The sequence below is a fragment of the Streptomyces coffeae genome (genome assembly GCF_016741875.1).
Classification (GTDB): Bacteria; Actinomycetota; Actinomycetes; order Streptomycetales; family Streptomycetaceae; genus Streptomyces; species Streptomyces coffeae.
The window spans coordinates 267,104-284,062 of record NZ_JAERRF010000010.1 but is presented as its reverse complement, the minus strand read 5'-3'; the positions used below and the strand labels follow the sequence as shown (position 1 = coordinate 284,062).

The following is a 16,959-nucleotide window of genomic DNA, read 5'->3' as shown; positions in this document are numbered from 1 at the left end:
CCCAACCCCGTCAACCTACCTCCGGCCTCTGACAACGCGGTCCCGGGCAACTCCGCCCGGATCAGCGGACCTTGCCGTAGGAGACGTGGCGGGTCCAGATCCGCTCCAGCCGCACCACGGTGCCGGTCTTGGGCGCGTGCCAGATCCGCCCGTCGCCCGCGTAGAGGCCGACGTGGTAGACACCGCGGCTGCCGTGGAAGAACACCAGGTCACCACGGGTGCGCGAGGAGGCCGTTATTGGGCGCGTCCGGTTGTACTGCGCCGCCGCGGTACGCGGCAGAGGCTTCCCGGCCCCCTTGTACGCGTACTGCGTCAGCCCCGAGCAGTCGAAGCGGTGCGGTCCCGCCGCGCCGTACACATAGGGCGCGCCCCTCTGCGACGCGGCGATCCGGAGCGCCTTGAACGCGACGGTCGTCGCCGTCGCCTTCGCCTCCGGCGGCGACCCCGGTACCGCGATGGTGCCACCGACGGCGGCGACGGTGAGAGCGGAGACGGCACTCGCTCGGGAGACCATCCTGGGGATCCGAATGTGCGCAATCATCGCGCACCCCCTTCATGAGCCGACCCCACCCCGGTACTCCGGCGGGGTCTGTTGTCCCAGTGATGGTCACGCATCCCGGCCGCTGGTTCCGCAGCGACACACCCCTGTGTGATGGTGCTCACGGATGGCCCGTTCGGGTGACCGGCCCTCCCCCTCGCCCCCCTCCTGACCAGTGATGATCTCTGCTTCGTCGAGGGGCGGCGGCACGGGGCGCAAGCGGGCGGCGATTCTTCCCCGGGATTTCCGGCTACGCCGATCGGGCGACCGTTTCAGCTCCTCCGGGCCGGGGGCAGGGTGACCCGCCCGGTACGCCGCTCCCCGTCCAGCACCCGCAGCGCCCGCGCCAGGGTGGCGGTGTGCAGGGCGCTCTCCCCGCGCTGGTGCATCAGCTCCAGCGCGTCACGCAGTGCGACGGCCCTGCCGACCAGCGCCTGGGCGGCACGCAGACTCGCATAGGTGTCCTGGGCACGGGCCGGGTTGACCCTCCCGAGCAGATCGACCGCCTCCAGATAGGCATCGACGAGGTTCCCCTCCGCGCGGGTCAGCGCGGGCAGCGGCGGCAGCTCCGGTGGAAGCATCCTGCGCTCACCTCGCTCCGGTGGCCGTGTCCGGCCCGCCGCGGCGCTCGGTGAGCCGGTCCACCAGTCCGTATGCCACCGCGGCCGGAGCGTCGAAGATCCGCTCGCGGTCGATGTCGGCGCGGATCTCCTCGGCGCTCCGGCCGGTGTGGCGGGCCAGCATCTCCTCGAGCAGCGCCTGGCTGCGCAGCAACTCCGCGGCCTGGATCGCCAGATCGGAGGTGCTGCCCTCGATCGGCTCGCTGATGGCGGCCTGGTGCAGCAGGACCCGTGCGCCGGGCAGCGCCAGCCGCTTGCCCGGCGTACCCGCGGCGAGCAGTACGGCGGCGGACGAGGCGGCCTGGCCCAGGCAGACCGTCTGGATGTCGCAGGTGACGTAACCCATCGTGTCGTAGATCGCGGTCATGGCGGCGAACGAGCCGCCGGGGGAGTTGATGTAGAGCGAGATGTCCTGACCGGGGGCGGCGTGCTCGAGGTGGACGAGCTGGGCGATCACATCGTTGGCCGAGGTGTCGTCGACCGGGGTGCCGAGGAAGACGATCCGCTCGGCGAGGAGCCTGGCGTACGGGTCCATGGTGCGGGCGCCCGAGCTGGTGCGCTCGGTGAACTCGGGCAGGACATGGCGCGCGGTCGGTCGTTCCATGGCGTCACCTCTCGGCGGCTCGCAAGGCGCTCTCCATGAAGGGCGCTCTCTGAATGGCGCTCTCTATAAAATGTACAGGACGTACGTTTCGTTATGATGGTGAGCATGGCCTATGAGATTCCGGTGACGCAAGCCCGTGCGGAGCTCGCGGAGCTGATCAACCGCGTGGTGTACGGCGGGGAGAGGGTGGTCGTCACTCGCCACGGAAAACCGCTTGTCGCCCTGGTCTCCGCCGCTGACCTGGAACGACTCGAGCGGAACGAGACGGAGGCGGAGGAGTCGGTGATCCGTACCGTCTCCAGCGTGCGGCCCTCGTCGTCCGCTCCGGGCGAACGGCGCCGTTTCGGCATCGCCGCCGAACACCGCGGCCCGGCCGCCGGGGATCGGCGGCCGGGCCAGAAGGAGTGAGGCGCGGGGCCGGCCGACCGGCCGGCCCCGCCGGGTCCTAGGAGCTGAGCGTCCAGATCGCGTTCGCGATCGCGTCGGTGTTCAGATCCAGTGCCTTGTCGTCGATGTTCGACGTCTTGTCGCATGCGGAGTGGTAGCACGGGTCGAACGGCTCGCCCGCCTTGCCGCCCCACTTGTCCGCCTGCTCCTGGCTCTTGGTGGCCTCGGCGCCGGTGAACAGACCGCCGACCCGCACGCCCGCGTCCTTGAACGGCGCGTGGTCCGAGCGGCCGTCGCCCTCGGTCTCCGGGTCGGTCTTGATGTCCTTGGCCGCGAACCAGTCGGTGAAGACCTTCTCCAGCTCGGTGTCGTCGTCGTAGACGAAGTACCCCGGGTTGGGGGAGCCGAGCATGTCGAAGTTCAGATACGAGTCGATCTTCGACTTGTCGCCGGACGCCAGCTTGTCCACGTAGTGCGTGGAGCCGACCATGCCGTCCTCCTCGTCGCCCCACCAGGCGAACCGCAGGTGCTTGGCGGGCTTGAGGTCGGCCTTGGCCGCGGCGAGCGCGACCTCCAGGATCGCGGCGGAGCCCGATCCGTTGTCGTTGATTCCCGGGCCCGCGGAGACCGAGTCCAGATGCGACCCGGCCATGACGACCTTGTCCTCGCTGCCACCCGGCCAGTCGGCGATGAGGTTGTAGCCCTTCGCCCCGCCGTTGTCGAACTCCTGGATGGCGGTCTTGAACCCGGCCTCGTCCAGCTTCTTCTTGATGAAGTCCACGGACGCCTTGTAGCCGGGCTGGCCGTGGGCGCGGTTGCCGCCGTTGCTGTCCGCGATGGACTGAAGTTCCTTCAGGTCTCCCTTGACGGCCTCGACATCAATGTCGGGGGCCGCCGCGGCGGAGGAGTCGGAGATGCTGGCCTGGGCCATCGACGCGCCGGACAGCAGGGCGGCGGCGAGGGCGGCACTGGCTCCGGCCGCGAGCACTCCACGGCGGATCGGCATTATTCGCTTCACAGTTGGGCTCCGTTGTGATGTGGGGGGATGTTGCGGAGCGGTGGATCATTTGTGCGCACATGAGAATCGACGGTCAACGGTGCCTCCGTCAAGGGCAAATATCGGACGGCCTGTCCCGCCGACCGGAGCCACCCGCCCCGACCTGCGACAACTGGCCGCTACAGTGGTGTTGACACCTGGGAACGCCATGCGGCGGGACACCCTCCGCCGTTGGGCTGATGTTCACGTGTTGATAAAGAAATGACGGTTTGCCCTGTACTCGGTGGTAAGCCAGCCACAAGAATCCTCCTGACACTCTGTGATCATCGCCGTCACAAGCGGCGCAACCATGCAGGGGGATAACTACGTGAGACGCACAGCACTCTTCGGCGTGGCCGGTGGTGTGATGACCGGTGCGCTGATAACTGGGGCGCTGGCCGCCCCCACCGCGGGTGCCTCCGAGCGGACGCCGGGCGGCGCCGCCGAGGCCCGCGGTGTTGCCATCGCCGCGGCCAAGGCCGCGAAGAAGGGCATCGACTGGAAGGACTGCCCCGCCGACTGGGGTCTGGCCAAGCCCATCCAGTGCGGCTATGTCACCGTGCCGCTGGACTACGCCAAGCCCGACGGCCGCAAGATCAAGATCGCGGTGGACCGGATCGGCAACACCGGCTCCGCCTCCGAGCGCCAGGGCTCGCTGGTCTACAACCCGGGCGGTCCGGGCGGTTCGGGTATGCGCTTCCCGACCCGGGTCACCAACAAGAACCCGGTGTGGGCGAAGGCCGCGATGGCCTATGACTTCGTCGGCTTCGACCCGCGCGGTGTCGGCCACTCCGCCCCCATCTCCTGCGTCGACCCGCAGGAGTTCGTCAAGGCGCCCAAGCTGGACCCGGTGCCCGACAGCGAGGCGGACAAGCGCGTCCAGCGCAAGCTGGCCAAGGAGTACGCCCAGGGCTGCAAGGAGCGCAGCGGCCGGATGCTGCCCCATATGACGACGCCGAACACCGCGCGTGACATCGACGTCATCCGGGCCGCGCTCGGCGACAAGAAGCTCAACTACCTCGGCGTGTCCTACGGAACGTACATCGGTGGCGTCTACGCCACGCTGTTCCCGAACCACGTTCGTCGGCTGATCGTCGACAGCGTGGTCAACCCCTCGCGGGAGAAGATCTGGTACCAGGCCAACCTGGACCAGGACGTCGCCTTCGAGATGCGCTGGAACGACTGGAAGGCGTGGGTCGCCAAGAACGACGCCGCCTACCACATCGGCAACACCTCGGCCAAGGTCCAGAAGCAGTGGGACACACTGCGCGCGACCGCCAAGGAGAGCCCCATCGGCGGGGTCGTGGGCCCGGCCGAACTGCTCGCCTTCTTCCAGAGCGCTCCGTACTACGACTCCGCGTGGACCCAGGTCGCGGAGGTGTGGAGCGCCTACCTCGCCGGTGACAACAAGCCGCTGATCGAGGCCGCGGGCCCGGACATGTCCGACACCGCGGGCAACATCGCCTCGGAGAACAGCAACGCGGTCTACACCGCCGTGGAGTGCGCCGACACCAAGTGGCCGACCAGCTGGGCCAAGTGGGACCGGGACAACACCCGGCTGCACCGGGACTACCCCTTCCTGACCTGGTCCAACGCCTGGATGAACCTGCCGTGCGCCACCTGGGGCGCCAAGCAGCACACCCCGCTGGAGGTGGGCGCCGCCAAGGGCCTGCCCAAGACCCTCATCGTGCAGAGCACCCGCGACGCCGCGACCCCGTACGACGGCGCCGTGGAGCTGCACAAGAGGCTCAAGGGCTCGCGTCTGATCACCGAGAAGGACGCGGGTTCGCACGGTGTGACCGGCCTGGTCAACGCCTGCATCAACGACCGGGTGGACGCCTACCTGCTCAAGGGCACGGTGGACGCCAAGGACGTGACGTGCGGTCCGCACGCCACGCCGGTGCCCGCGAAGTCCGACTCGGCCGCCAAGGCGGCCAAGGCGGCGAAGGTCTCGAAGGCCACCGCCGTCAAGTAACCACCACCGGGCCCGGTTCCGTACGTGTCGGCGCGTACGGAACCGGGCCCGGCCCCTTTCCGGCGAGGTGGTCAGACGGCCCGGCGGCGGCTGCCCAGCCAGGCGTCCTCGGCCGCGTAGTCGAACAGGTCGATCTTCGGGCCGTAGGCCGCGGCCATCTCCGGGAACGCGGCGGGCCAGCCCCCGCCGTCGGTGAGCCGCCGGGCCAGCCAGTCCACCGTCTCGGGCAGCGACTCGGCGTAGCCGGTGACCGGGCGGTAGCCCAACTCCCGCTCCGCCGCCGCCATGTCGTAGACCACGGGGTGCGGGAGGCTCCACGGGGTGACGCCCACGTGCGCAAGCGGTGGCTCGCCGTCGAGCAGTACGATTTCACTCCGCGCCGCCATCACGGCGTCCACCGCGGCGGCGATGTCGGCCACTGTCGGCGCCTGCGGGTCGCCCGCGTTGAGCACCCGCGACCCGGGCCGGTGGGCGGCCAGCCGTATCAGCTCCGCGAGATTGTCCACATGCACCGGGTGGAAGCGGCTGCGGCCGCCGTACGCCAGCACGCGCACCGGTCGCCCGTCGAGCACCCGCTTGACGAAGTACAGCTCCCGCGGGGTACGGCAGTGCGGGCCGTGGATCGCCCCGGCCCGCAGCAGGGTCACCGGCAGCCGGTCGCCCGCGGCCAGCAACTCCCGCTCCAGGGCGACCTTGCGGTTTCCGGCGGTGTCCCCCGGGGTCACGGTGCGCTGGGATTCGGGGATCGGCACCGGGTACACCGGGGCGCCGTCCGGCCGGTCCTGGGTGTCGAAGCCGCGGCCCCGGTCGTCCTGGTACACCGCGCCGCTGGAGATCACCACCGCCGAGCCGATCCGGTCCGCCAGGCCCAGCAACTGCCGTGCGTGCGCCCGGCCGTAGGCGACACAGTCCAGCAGCACCTCGCAGCCGTCCCCGACCAGCGCGGCCACCGCCGCGTCGTCCTCCCGGTCCAGCGCCACGCTCTCCACGTCCCCGGGCCAGCGCTCATCACGGCCCCCGCTGCGGGAGGCCGCCCGCACCCGTCGGCCCTCCTCGGCCAGCGCGCGCACCGCCGCCCGTCCGATCTGCCCGGTCGCCCCGATCACGCATATGTCTGCTGTGGTCATGCCGGGACGCTACGGTCCGCCGGCCGGGCACGCCCAGGGCACTCGGCTGGTGGCAGATTCGCCGTCAGCGCAACGGTCCGGGACGGCGCCGGGACTGCTCGGCCTTGACCTCCGAGGCGTAGGCGTCGACGTACTCCTGTCCGGACAGCCGCAGGATCTCGTACATGATCTCGTCCGTGACGGCCCGCAGCACGGTGCGCTCCCGCTCCAGCCCGGCGTAGCGCGAGAAGTCCAGCGGCTCACCGAACCGGATGGTCACCCGGCGGATCCGGGGCACCAGACGCCCCGGCGGCTGGATCTCGAAGGTGCCCACCATGGCGCACGGGATCACCGGGGCTCCGGCGGTGAGCGCCATCGCCGCCACCCCGGTACGCCCCTTGTAGAGCCGTCCGTCGTGCGAGCGGGTGCCCTCCGGATAGATGCCCAGCAACCGGCCCTTGCGCAGCACCGCGAGCCCCGAGCGCAGCGCCGCCTCGGCTGCCGTGCCGCCCGCGCGGTCCACCGGAATCTGACCGGCGCCGCGGAAAAACGCCGCGGTCAGCCGCCCTTTGAGCCCCGGTCCGGTGAAGTACTCCGCCTTGGCGAGAAAGGTGATGCGGCGCGGCACGATCGCGGGCATCAGAAAATGATCGGAGAACGACAGGTGATTCCCGGCGACGATGGCGGCGCCCTCGGCCGGGATGTGCTCGACCCCCTCGACCCGGGGCCGGAAGAGAAGCCTCAGCAACGGCCCCAACAGCACGTATTTGAGCACCTGGTAGAACACGCGACCGCCCTCCACACCTGTGTGGCCAACCGACAGACTCTACAACCCGGTTGCCCCTGCGGGGAGTCACCGCGCGATGTCCGTAATCGCCGGAAATGAGCGGTCTTTTATGGGTGTGGGGTTTCGAGGCGCAGGGGAATCTGAATGAATGTGATCGATTCTTCGCCCTGAATGAATTCGCTCTTCAGTGCAATTCCGAGAAAAAAGCATCTTCGTCTTGATGCCTGAGGAAAGCGCTATGCTCCTGGGCCCATAGCGAGCTCCTCGCACGCATTTTCTTCCGCTCTTCCTAAGGAAGCCAATGGTTTTCGCTGGCGCCTCACCCGGAGGCCGACGGCCCGCCTCCACGCTCGTATGGGTCCTTCCTCCCGCCGCGACGGCGGTCTGCGCGGCGCTCGCCGTGACCGCGGTACCGGCCGGGGCACGAACGGCGGTCGCCTGGTGCGGAGTGGTGGCGACGCTGGTGGTGGCCGTGGCGGCGGCCGAGTCGATGCGCCGTGGCCGGCTGATCGCCACCCTGCGCGAACGGTTCGCCGCCCAGGAGGACGGACTCCGCCGGCGGCTGGTGGAGCAGGAGGAGGAGATCCGGCGGCTGGCCCGCGATCTGCTGCCCGCCGCGGTGGACCGGCTGCGCCGCGGCAGCATGGTCGACGAGGTCATGAAGGACATCGACCACGCGCCCGACCTCGACCGGGACTTCGAATCCGCGCACCGGGCCCTGCTGCGCGCGGTGCTGGAGACCGTGCGGGCGGAGGAGGACCTGCGGGACGCGGCACAGCGGGCGTTCGTCAACATCGCCCGCCGGGTGCAGGCCATCGTTCACCAACAGGCCCAGGATCTGCGGGAGCTGGAGGACAAGCACGGCGCGGACCCCGAGGTCTTCGAGGACCTGCTCCATATCGACCACGGCAACGCCCTGGTCGGCAGGCTGGCGGACAGCATCGCGGTGCTGGGCGGCTCCCGCCCGGGGCGTCAGTGGCAAAAGGAGGTGCCGCTGTTCAACGTGTTGCGCGGCGCCATGTCGCGCATCCTCGAGTACCAGCGGGTGGATCTGCACTCGGTGGCGGACGTCGCCATCGTCGGCCCCTCGGTGGAGCCGCTGATCCACGCCCTGGCCGAACTGCTGGACAACGCCACCCGCTATTCACCGCCCAGGACCCGGGTGCATCTCACCGCGATCGAGGTCCAGTCCGGGATCGCGATCGAGATCGAGGACGCCGGGGTCGGACTGTCCGCGGAGGCGCGGCGCCGCACCGAACTGGTGCTGGCCCAGGCGTCCACCGGACTGGATCTCAACGACCTGGGCGAGACACCACGGCTGGGCCTCGCCGTGGTCGGACGGCTCGCGCTGGCGTACCGGTTCCAGATCTCGCTGCGGCCCTCGGCGTACGGCGGGGTGCGCGCCGTGCTGGTCGTACCGCAGGACATCACCTGCCCCACTCCCGCGCCCGGCGGAGCCATCGCCCGCGCCGCCAAGCTACCGCCGCCCAAGCCGGTCAAGCGCGCGACGCCGACGCCGATGCCCGCGCGGGTCGCCAAACCCGCTCCGGACCACCCCGGGTTCCGCCAGAACGGCGCCGGACTGCCCCAGCGCCGCCGTCGGATGCCGGTGGTGACCCCGCCCATCCGGGTCGACGCACCTCCACCCGCCCCGGCCGCCGACCGGCCCGCCGAACCGGCCGCGCCGCCGGTGCAGCCCGGGATGTGGCTGGCCGCGTTCCACCAGGGCCTCTCCGGGGAGCCCTCGGACGACACGGAAGCCACGGAAGCCACGGGCACCCCGTCAATCCCCTCGGACCCCACAGACCCCTCGAACAAGGATGAATAGCCAAGTGAGGCAAGCGCGGTTCAACATGGACTGGATGCTCCGGGACCTGGCGTCCAGCGTTCCCCAGACCCGCCACGTGGTCCTGCTCTCCTCGGACGGTCTGTGCATGGCACAGGTCGGGACCGACGAGGACACCGCCGACCGGCTGGCCGCCGCCTGCGCGGGATTGCAGAGCCTGTCGACCGCGATCGCCGCCGAATTCCCCGAAGGCGACGGGCGGATGAGGCTGGTGGTCATCGAGGTCGGCGGCGGGTTCTTCTATCTGATGGCGGCCGGAGTCAGTTCGTATCTGGCGGTCCTCGCCGAGGACAGCGTGGACGCGGGGCTGATGGGCCAGTGCATGCGGGACCTGGTCGCCCGGCTCGGAGAACATCTGAGCAGCCCACCCCGTGTCGACGGACTGACATGAGCGGGCCGGACAGGGGCGGGACCGGTAAGGACTGGGACGAGGGCGGCCCCGAGCGGCTGTACACCGTCACCCGTGGCCGTGCGCAGCCCGACCGGACCTCCGTCGAGCTGGTCAGCCTGATCGTGGCGCGGACCGAACCGCAACCGGGGATGCAGCCCGAGATCGCCGCTGTGCTGAGGATGTGTCAGTTCCCGCTCTCCGTGGCGGAGATCTCGGCGTATCTGGTGCTGCCCGTCTCCACCGTCTCCGTGATCCTCGCGGGACTGCTCAAGGACCACCGAGTGGAAGCGCGGGCGCCGGTCCCCGCCGCCGTGCTGCCCGACCCCGAACTGCTCCAGGCGGTGATGCATGGACTACAGAATCTCTGACGGCAACGGCGGCAACGGCGCCGGTGGCGGCAATGGCGGGCTCGTCGGGCCGCGCACCGAGGACATCCTCCCCGCCTCCGCCGCGGCGGCCGTCAAGGTGGTGATCGTCGGAGGGTTCGGCGTCGGCAAGACGACCATGGTCGGCTCGGTGAGTGAGATCCGCCCGCTGACCACCGAGGAGACCATGACCCAGGCCGGGGTCGGCGTCGACGACCTCGCCGGGGTGGAGCGCAAGACCGAGACCACCGTGGCCATGGACTTCGGCCGGATCAGCCTCAACGAACGGCTGGTGCTCTACCTCTTCGGCACCCCGGGCCAGGAGCGCTTCTGGTTCCTGTGGAACGGCCTCTTCGAGGGCGCGCTCGGCGCCGTGGTCCTGCTCGACACCCGCAGGCTCGAGGTCAGCTTCGATGTGGTCGGCCGGCTCGAGGAGCGCGGAGTGCCCTTCGTGGTGGCGGTCAACGCCTTCCCCGAGGCGCCCGTGTACCCCATGGCGGAGCTGCGCGCGGCCCTGGATCTGTCCGACGCCGTCCCGATGATCGACTGCGATGCCCGCGACCGCGGTTCCAGCCGCGACACCCTCATCACCCTCGTGAGCTATCTGCAAGCCCTCACCACCATGACCCCGGAGACACCGTGACCCCTCCCTCCGACCACTGCGGCACCGGCACCGGGCACCCGGCCGCGCCACCCGTCGAATGCCCCGCCCACGCCCTGATGTCCGAGGGCGCCATGACGGATCTCTTCGGACCGGAGAACGCGAAGGACCCGATGGCCCTGTACGAGCGGCTGCGCGCCGAGCACGGGGCGGTGGCCCCGGTCCGGCTCGACGGCGACGTACCGGCCTGGCTGCTGCTCGGCTACCGCGAGAACCTGGAGGTGACCCGCACCCCCTCCCGCTTCTCCCGCGACTCCCGGCACTGGTACGCCTGGAAAGAGGGCACGCTGCCCCCCGACTCTCCCCTGCTGCCCGTGGTCGGCTGGCAGCCCATGTGCACCTTCGCCGACGGCGATGAGCACGAGCGGCTACGGGCCGCGCTCACCGAGTCCATGGGCCGCCTCGACCGGCGCGGGATCCGCCGCCACATCACCCGCTTCACCCACCAGCTGGTCAACGACTTCTGCGCGGACGGCGAGGCCGATCTGGTGGCGGGCTTCGCCCAGCAGCTGCCCATGCTGGTCCTCACCCATCTGCTCGGTATGCCCGACGAGTACGGCCCACGGCTGGTCGCCGCCACCCGGGATCTGATGCAGGGCACCGACACCGCGCTGCGCAGCGACGCCTACGTCACCGAGGCCATCCAGAGCCTGGTGGACCGCAGACGGAGCGCGCCCGCCGAGGACCTGGCGTCCTGGCTGCTGGACCACCCCTCGGAGCTCACCGAGGAGGAGGTCGTCCAGCATCTGCGGCTGGTGCTGCTCACCGGGAACGAGACCACCACCAATCTGATGGCCAACACCTTGCGCATGGTCCTCACCGATCCGCGCTTCCGCGCCTCGCTGGCCGGTGGCCATATGACCCTGCCGGACGCCATCGAGCATGTGCTGTGGAACGAACCGCCGCTCACGGTCATCCCCGGCCGCTGGGCCACCGGGGACACCGAGTTGGGCGGTCAGCAGATCAAGGCGGGGGACATGCTGCTGCTCGGGCTGGCCGCCGGGAACGTCGACCCGGCCATCCGCCCCGACATCGGCGCCCCCATGTACGGCAACCGTTCCCATCTGTCCTTCAGCGGCGGCCCCCATGAGTGCCCCGGACAGGACATCGGCCGGGCCATCACCGACACCGCCATCGACACGCTGCTGCTGCGGTTGCCCGATCTCCGGCTGGCCGTCCCGGAGTCCGAGCTGAGCTGGCACGCCACCTGGATCTCCCGGCGGCTGGAGGCGCTGCCCGCCGAGTTCTCCCCGCGCCGCGCCCAGTTCGAGTTCATGGAGGACACCTCGGGCACCACGCTCTCGCCCGAGATCCGGGCGCGCCGGCTGCCCAAGGAGGAACCGCCCGCGGCTCCGCGGCTGCCGGTGGCGGTCTCCGAGACACCGCCGCCTGTGCCGTGGTGGCGCGCGCTGTGGCGGCGGCTGCTGGGCCGCGCGGCGGACCCGGCGCGGCACGAGGCGGACCAGGCGCGGCAACAGGACTCCGGCGGCCGGGACTGACGGCCGGGGCACGCCGCCCGCTTCAGGAGCGCGCCAGCACCACCCCCACGGTCAGCAATCCGAGCACCACCCAGCTGAACCAGAGCCATCCATTGCTGCCCAGGGCCACGGTGTAGGCCGTCACCATCACCAGGCCCCCCACCGTGCACACCGTCATCGCCTTCGTGGATCCGGGCATCCCCGACCTCCTCACGGCGGTTCTGACGACCCATCGCCAGAACCACGGCCAACCACGGGCCGGGGCATATCGTCTCGCGGCCGGGGCCCGGCCGCCAGCGGGCTGAAGCGGCCTCGCTCACGTCCGGTGCGGTCCGGTTGCGCCCCGAAGGGGCGCGGGGCTGTGTCGATGTGCGGCTCCGCCGCGTGGGCGCGACCAGCCACGACGCGGCCGCAGACGAACGACGGCGCTTCGCGGTACTTCCCGCGGAGCGCTTAGGCCCTGTCCGGTGGATCTTTGAGGAGCAGCCCGCGGCGTCTGGTGCCGTGGATCGCAAGGCGGAGGATCGCCCTCGTACTGGGCGTACTCGGACGACTCCGACAACGCGGCGAGGTGCGGTGCCAGGCGTCGCGGGCCCGATGAGATCCACCGGACAGGGCCTAGCGGCCGCGGCTCTGGAGCGAGGCGAGATAGGCGTTGTACGCCGCGAGCTCCTGGTCGCCGTCCCGGTCCGCGGTGCGGTCCGCCCGCCGCGCCTGGCGCTGCTCGGACTTGTACCACTGGTAGACCAGCGCCACCAGGACGATCACCGATGGGATCTCGCTGAACGCCCAGGCGATGCCGCCCGCCGCGTTCTGGTCCGACAGCGCGTCGATGCCCAGCGAGGCGGGCGGGTGCTCATAGGTGCCGATCATGGGCTCGGTCGCCATCATCAGCGCGATCCCGAAGAACGCGTGGAACGGCATGCCCGCGAACAGCTCCAGCATCCGCATCACATAGCCCGGCCGGTGCGGACCCGGGTCCACGCCCATGATCGGCCAGAAGAACACCAGACCCACCGCGAGGAAGTGGACCATCATCGCCAGGTGTCCGGGCTTGCTCTCCATGAGGAAGTCGAAGAGCGGGGTGAAGTAGAGCGCGTACAGGCTCGCGATGAACAGCGGGATTGTGAACACCGGATGGGTGATGACCCGCATATAGCGGCTGTGCAGCAGCGCCACCAGCAGCTCCCGCGGACCCTTGCGGCCGCGCCCGGCCGCGGGCAGGGCGCGCAGGGCCAGCGTCACCGGCGCGCCCAGCAGCAGCAGGATCGGCGAGACCATGCTGATGATCATGTGCTGCACCATATGGACGCTGAACATGACCATGCCGTAGTCGTTCAGCCCGGTGCACATCGCGATCATGATGGTCAGCACCCCGAGGGCGAACGAGACCATCCGCCCCACCGGCCAGGAGTCACCGCGCCGCCACAGCCGCGCGGCGCCCCAGGCGTACAGACCGAGCACCACCACGGAGCCGACCAGGAAGAGCGGATCGCCGCCGAACTCCAGTCCTCGCGACAAGGTGAACGGCGGCAGATCCATGTCCATGCCGTGCCCGCCGTGATCCATTGACTCTCCCCGGCCTTCCCTGTTCTCCCGCTGTGCACCGATGTGCCCGCACCAGCGTAGAACCGGTCAGGTCAGAGCACGCACTCGGCCTCGGCATAGCGCTCGTCCGGGACGGTCTTGAGCCGCTCCACGGCCTCCGCCAGCGGCACCAGCGTGATCTCCGTACCGCGCAGCGCCGTCATCCGGCCGAAGTCGCCCCGGTGCGCCGCCTCGACCGCGTGCCAGCCGAAGCGGGTGGCCAGCACCCGGTCGTACGCCGTGGGCGTACCGCCACGCTGCACATGGCCCAGGATCACCGGCCGCGCCTCCTTGCCGAGCCGCTGCTCCAGCTCGACGGAGAGCTGACGGGCGATACCGGCGAACCGCTCATGCCCGTAGACGTCCTTGCCGCCCGACTCGTAGGCCATCGTGCCCTCGACCGGCTTGGCGCCCTCCGCCGCGACCACGATCGCGAACTTCTTGCCCGCCTCGAAGCGCTGCCCGACCGTCCGCGTCAGCTCGTCGATGTGGAACGGACGCTCCGGCACCACGATCGCGTGGGCGCCCGCGGCCATCCCCGAGTGCAGTGCGATCCAGCCGGTGTGGCGGCCCATGACCTCGACGATCAGCACCCGCTGATGCGATTCGGCGGTGGTCTTCAGCCGGTCCAGGGCCTCGGTGGCGACCCCGACCGCGGTGTCGAAGCCGAAGGTCACATCGGTCGAGGCGATGTCGTTGTCGATGGTCTTCGGGACCCCGACGATCGGCAGCCCGGCGTCGGAGAGCAGCCGTGCCGCCTTCAGGGTGCCCTCCCCGCCGATCGGGATGACCGCGTCCAGGCCCAGATCGGCGACATGGCCCTTGGCCCGCTCCACACCGTCGCGCAGATGGGCGGGCTGCACCCGGGTGGAGCCCAGGATGGTGCCGCCGCGGGCCAGGATGCCGCCGACGGCGTCCAGGTCCAGCTTGCGGTAGTCGCCCTCCAGCAGACCCTTCCACCCGTCGTGGAAGCCGATCACTTCATCGCCGTGATCGACGACGGCGCGGTGGACGACGGATCTGATGACGGCGTTCAGACCGGGGCAGTCGCCGCCGGACGTGAGCACACCAATGCGCATGGCACGGATTCCTCTGTGTACGAGGGGGCCGAGGACCGGACTGCGCTGTCCGGCGGGAGACCCCGCCACCCTACAAGCGCGGGGGTGGCGGGGTCGTGGCCGTGCGCCATGTGTCCAGCATCCGGGCACATTCCGTGCCGGAGCGGCTCATCTGGGCCGGAGGCGGCTCAGGCCCTGTCCGGTGGGTCTTATCGGGCCCGCGACCCCTGGCACCGCGCCCCCAGCTAACGCTGGGAGGTGCCCCCGGCTGCGTTGTCGGAGTCGCCCGAGTACGCCCAGTACGAGGGCGATCCTCCGCCTTGCGATCCTCCCCCAGCTAACGCTGGGAGGTGCCCCCTCACCAGACGCCGCGGGCTGCTCCTCAAAGACCCACCGGACAGGGCCTAGGCGGGCTGGCTGGCCGCCGCGATCCGCTCGTTGCGCAGCGCCTCGTACCACTGGTCGTCGACCGGCGGCAGCGCGTTCACATCGAGCGCCAGCTTCAGCAGCAGATCGGCGATATGCGGATTGCGCGCCATCACCGGGCCGTGCATATAGGTGCCGAAGACGGTCTCGTTGTACGCGCCCTCGAAGCCGTCGCCCGTGCCGTTGCCGTTGCCGAACCGGACCCGGGCGAACGGGCGCGCGGTCGGGCCCAGATGGGTGACGCCCTGGTGGTTCTCGAAACCGGTCAGCGGCGGCAGGCCCAGCCGCTCGTCGATGTCGGCCAGTACGTCCCCGACGCAGCGCGCGCCCTCGCCACGGGTGCTGATCACATCCAGCAGCCCCAGACCGGGCTGGCGCTGGCCGAGGTCGTTGACGAACTCATGGCCGAGGATCTGGTAGCCCGCGCACACCGAGAAGACGATCGCCCCGTTGGCGACCGCGCGGTTCAGCCCGCCGTCCCGGGTCAGCCGCTCGGCGGCGAGCCGCTGCGGGCGGTCCTCACCGCCGCCGATCAGGTAGATGTCCCCGGAGGTGGGGATCTGCTGGTCGGATCGGACGTCCAGCCGGGAGACATCCAGCCCGCGCTGGCGCGCCCGGCGCTCCACCACCAGCGCATTGCCCTGGTCGCCGTACGTGCTCAGCAGGTCGGGGTAGACCCAGACCAGGCGCAGGCCGTTCTGGCTGTTGCTACGCATGTCGTGTGCCTCTCGTACGGGGTCAGTTGCCGACCCGGCGGCGCAGGTCCTGGAACGCGGTGTAGTTGGCGATGGTCTCGATCTGCCCCGGGGGAGCGATCCGCACCGCCTCGTCCACATCGGCGCAGACCCGGAAGTCCAGCCCGGCGACCTCCAGCCGGACCGCCAGGTCCAGCTTGCGATCACCGATCACACAGATCGGGTGCCCGGCGAGCCGGGTGTAGTCCACGTCCCACAGCCAGGAGGTGTCGGTCCCGTCCGCCCCGCGTGCGTTCACCGAGAGGATCACCGGGGTGGGCGGCGGGTTGATCAGCGAGAAGGTCTCCAGCCAGCCGGCCGGGTTCTTCGCCAGCAGCAGCCGCAGCTGACGCTCCTCGAAGGTGACCACGTCATAGCGTCCGGCGACCGCCTGGACCTGGTACATCCGCTCCAGCGCGACCTGCGGGGGCACCCCGAACGTCGCCGCGACCGCCGCCGAGGTGGCCGCGTTGGCCTTGTTGGCGCGGCCGGGCAGCTGGAGGTGGATGGGCCAGGCGGCGCCGTGCGGGTCGAGGACGTAGTCGCCGTTCAGCGCCCAGCTGGGCATCGGACGCCGGAAGCCGCACTCGGCGCAGACCCAGTCGTCGCCGGGGCGCTGGAGCACCCCGCCGCACGACGGGCAGGACCACGCGTCGTCCTTCCACTCCTGGCCCGCCGCGACCCAGACCACATTGGGGCTGGAGGAGGCGGCCCAGACGATCAGCGGATCGTCGGCGTTGGCGATCACCACGGCCTTGGTGCCGGTCAGCCCCTCCCGCCACTTCTCCGCGAGCATGCGGGTCTCGGCGGCGCGGTCGAGCTGGTCGCGCGAGAGGTTGAGCAGCGCGATGGCCTTGGGCTCGGTGTCCCGGGCCACCCCCGCGAGGTACTTCTCGTCGACCTCGATGACCCCGTAGCGGGCGTCCGAGCCGCCCGCCAGGGCCGAGGTGATACCGGCCGGCATATTGGCGCCCAGCGCGTTGGAGACGACCGGTCCGGCCGCCCGCAGCGCCTCGGCGATCAGCCGGGTGGTCGTGGTCTTGCCATTGGTCGCCGACACCAGGATCACGTCCAGGTGCTGTGCCAGCCTGCCCAGCAGGTCGGGGTCGAGCCGCAGGGCCACCTTGCCGCCGATCACCGATCCGCTGCCGCGGCCCGCGGCCCGCGACACCGCCGCCGCGGCCTTGCCTGCCGTCACGGCCAGTTTGGCCCGCGGCGACAGCGGCTCCGAGTTGCCTGCCATCGTCTTTCGATCCTCCTCGCATACCGGTGCCGCTTCTGCCCCCCGAGCACCGGTGGTACGCCCCCTCCGAGCCGGATCTCCAGCCGGGAGGCCACGGTCGGGGATCAGCCTATCGAG

At 70.6% G+C, this 16,959-nt stretch carries 18 protein-coding genes; 7 read left to right on the top strand and 11 right to left on the bottom strand.

What is annotated here, in order from left to right; all coding sequences use genetic code 11:
- Window positions 1–61: 61 nt before the first annotated feature.
- The 3 genes from JK363_RS19930 to JK363_RS19920 form a co-directional block, all read right to left on the bottom strand.
- Entirely contained in the window at window positions 62–541 is a 480-nt protein-coding gene (locus JK363_RS19930) for a C40 family peptidase (RefSeq protein ID WP_201876278.1), read from the bottom strand.
- A 269-nt stretch (window positions 542–810) separates the two neighbouring features.
- Entirely contained in the window at window positions 811–1,119 is a 309-nt protein-coding gene (locus JK363_RS19925; protein ID WP_201876277.1) for a hypothetical protein, read from the bottom strand.
- Between the two features lie 7 nt (window positions 1,120–1,126).
- The gene (locus JK363_RS19920; RefSeq protein ID WP_201876276.1) at window positions 1,127–1,762 is read right to left on the bottom strand and encodes an ATP-dependent Clp protease proteolytic subunit; all 636 of its coding nucleotides are present in this window, start codon (window positions 1,760–1,762) and stop codon (window positions 1,127–1,129) included.
- A 105-nt stretch (window positions 1,763–1,867) separates the two neighbouring features.
- On the opposite strand from JK363_RS19920, the gene JK363_RS19915 reads away from it, so the two are divergent.
- Entirely contained in the window at window positions 1,868–2,170 is a 303-nt protein-coding gene (locus JK363_RS19915) for a type II toxin-antitoxin system Phd/YefM family antitoxin (RefSeq protein WP_201876275.1), read from the top strand.
- 37 nt (window positions 2,171–2,207) lie between these two features.
- Here the strand turns inward: JK363_RS19915 and JK363_RS19910 are convergent, their stop codons facing one another.
- The gene (locus JK363_RS19910; RefSeq protein WP_307821795.1) at window positions 2,208–3,167 is read right to left on the bottom strand and encodes a M28 family metallopeptidase; all 960 of its coding nucleotides are present in this window, start codon (window positions 3,165–3,167) and stop codon (window positions 2,208–2,210) included.
- 385 nt (window positions 3,168–3,552) lie between these two features.
- Here JK363_RS19910 and JK363_RS19905 point away from each other — a divergent pair, with 385 nt between their 5' ends.
- Window positions 3,553–5,160: an alpha/beta hydrolase gene (locus JK363_RS19905; RefSeq protein WP_372444814.1), complete on the top strand. Its 1,608-nt coding sequence runs from the start codon at window positions 3,553–3,555 to the stop codon at window positions 5,158–5,160.
- A gap of 71 nt (window positions 5,161–5,231) precedes the next feature.
- Here the strand turns inward: JK363_RS19905 and JK363_RS19900 are convergent, their stop codons facing one another.
- Window positions 5,232–6,287 (bottom strand): NAD-dependent epimerase/dehydratase family protein, encoded by a 1,056-nt coding sequence (locus tag JK363_RS19900; RefSeq protein WP_215911065.1) that lies wholly within the window; start codon window positions 6,285–6,287, stop codon window positions 5,232–5,234.
- Between the two features lie 64 nt (window positions 6,288–6,351).
- Window positions 6,352–7,053 (bottom strand): lysophospholipid acyltransferase family protein, encoded by a 702-nt coding sequence (locus tag JK363_RS19895; protein WP_201876273.1) that lies wholly within the window; start codon window positions 7,051–7,053, stop codon window positions 6,352–6,354.
- A 301-nt stretch (window positions 7,054–7,354) separates the two neighbouring features.
- Here JK363_RS19895 and JK363_RS19890 point away from each other — a divergent pair, with 301 nt between their 5' ends.
- The 5 genes from JK363_RS19890 to JK363_RS19870 are packed head-to-tail and all read left to right on the top strand — an operon-like array spanning window position 7,355 to window position 11,815.
- The gene (locus JK363_RS19890; protein WP_201876272.1) at window positions 7,355–8,881 is read left to right on the top strand and encodes an ATP-binding protein; all 1,527 of its coding nucleotides are present in this window, start codon (window positions 7,355–7,357) and stop codon (window positions 8,879–8,881) included.
- Window positions 8,874–9,290 (top strand): roadblock/LC7 domain-containing protein, encoded by a 417-nt coding sequence (locus JK363_RS19885; protein ID WP_201876271.1) that lies wholly within the window; start codon window positions 8,874–8,876, stop codon window positions 9,288–9,290. Before JK363_RS19890 ends, JK363_RS19885 begins: the two co-directional genes overlap by 8 nt.
- Complete coding sequence (locus JK363_RS19880; RefSeq protein ID WP_201876270.1) at window positions 9,287–9,658, top strand: DUF742 domain-containing protein; 372 nt, start codon at window positions 9,287–9,289, stop codon at window positions 9,656–9,658. Before JK363_RS19885 ends, JK363_RS19880 begins: the two co-directional genes overlap by 4 nt.
- On the top strand, window positions 9,639–10,298 hold the full coding sequence (locus JK363_RS19875) for a GTP-binding protein (protein WP_215911064.1): 660 nt from the start codon (window positions 9,639–9,641) through the stop codon (window positions 10,296–10,298). Before JK363_RS19880 ends, JK363_RS19875 begins: the two co-directional genes overlap by 20 nt.
- Window positions 10,295–11,815, top strand: coding sequence for a cytochrome P450 (locus JK363_RS19870; RefSeq protein WP_372444812.1), 1,521 nt, complete (start codon window positions 10,295–10,297; stop codon window positions 11,813–11,815). Before JK363_RS19875 ends, JK363_RS19870 begins: the two co-directional genes overlap by 4 nt.
- Before the next feature lie 22 nt (window positions 11,816–11,837).
- Here JK363_RS19870 and JK363_RS19865 read toward each other — a convergent pair whose 3' ends face one another.
- The 5 genes from JK363_RS19865 to JK363_RS19845 all read right to left on the bottom strand — a co-directional run bounded on the left by JK363_RS19865 (window position 11,838) and on the right by JK363_RS19845 (window position 16,842).
- The gene (locus JK363_RS19865; RefSeq protein WP_201876269.1) at window positions 11,838–11,993 is read right to left on the bottom strand and encodes a hypothetical protein; all 156 of its coding nucleotides are present in this window, start codon (window positions 11,991–11,993) and stop codon (window positions 11,838–11,840) included.
- 419 nt (window positions 11,994–12,412) lie between these two features.
- A complete protein-coding gene (locus JK363_RS19860) occupies window positions 12,413–13,363 on the bottom strand; it encodes a cytochrome c oxidase assembly protein (RefSeq protein WP_201876268.1) in 951 nt (316 codons plus the stop codon).
- Window positions 13,364–13,434: 71 nt separating this feature from the next.
- On the bottom strand, window positions 13,435–14,460 hold the full coding sequence (locus JK363_RS19855) for a 6-phosphofructokinase (RefSeq protein ID WP_201876267.1): 1,026 nt from the start codon (window positions 14,458–14,460) through the stop codon (window positions 13,435–13,437).
- Window positions 14,461–14,843: 383 nt separating this feature from the next.
- Window positions 14,844–15,581 (bottom strand): type 1 glutamine amidotransferase, encoded by a 738-nt coding sequence (locus tag JK363_RS19850; RefSeq protein WP_201876266.1) that lies wholly within the window; start codon window positions 15,579–15,581, stop codon window positions 14,844–14,846.
- A gap of 22 nt (window positions 15,582–15,603) precedes the next feature.
- Window positions 15,604–16,842 carry a Mur ligase family protein gene (locus JK363_RS19845; protein WP_201876265.1) on the bottom strand — a complete coding sequence of 413 codons (1,239 nt, stop codon included), beginning with the start codon at window positions 16,840–16,842 and terminating at the stop codon, window positions 15,604–15,606.
- Window positions 16,843–16,959: the final 117 nt, after the last annotated feature.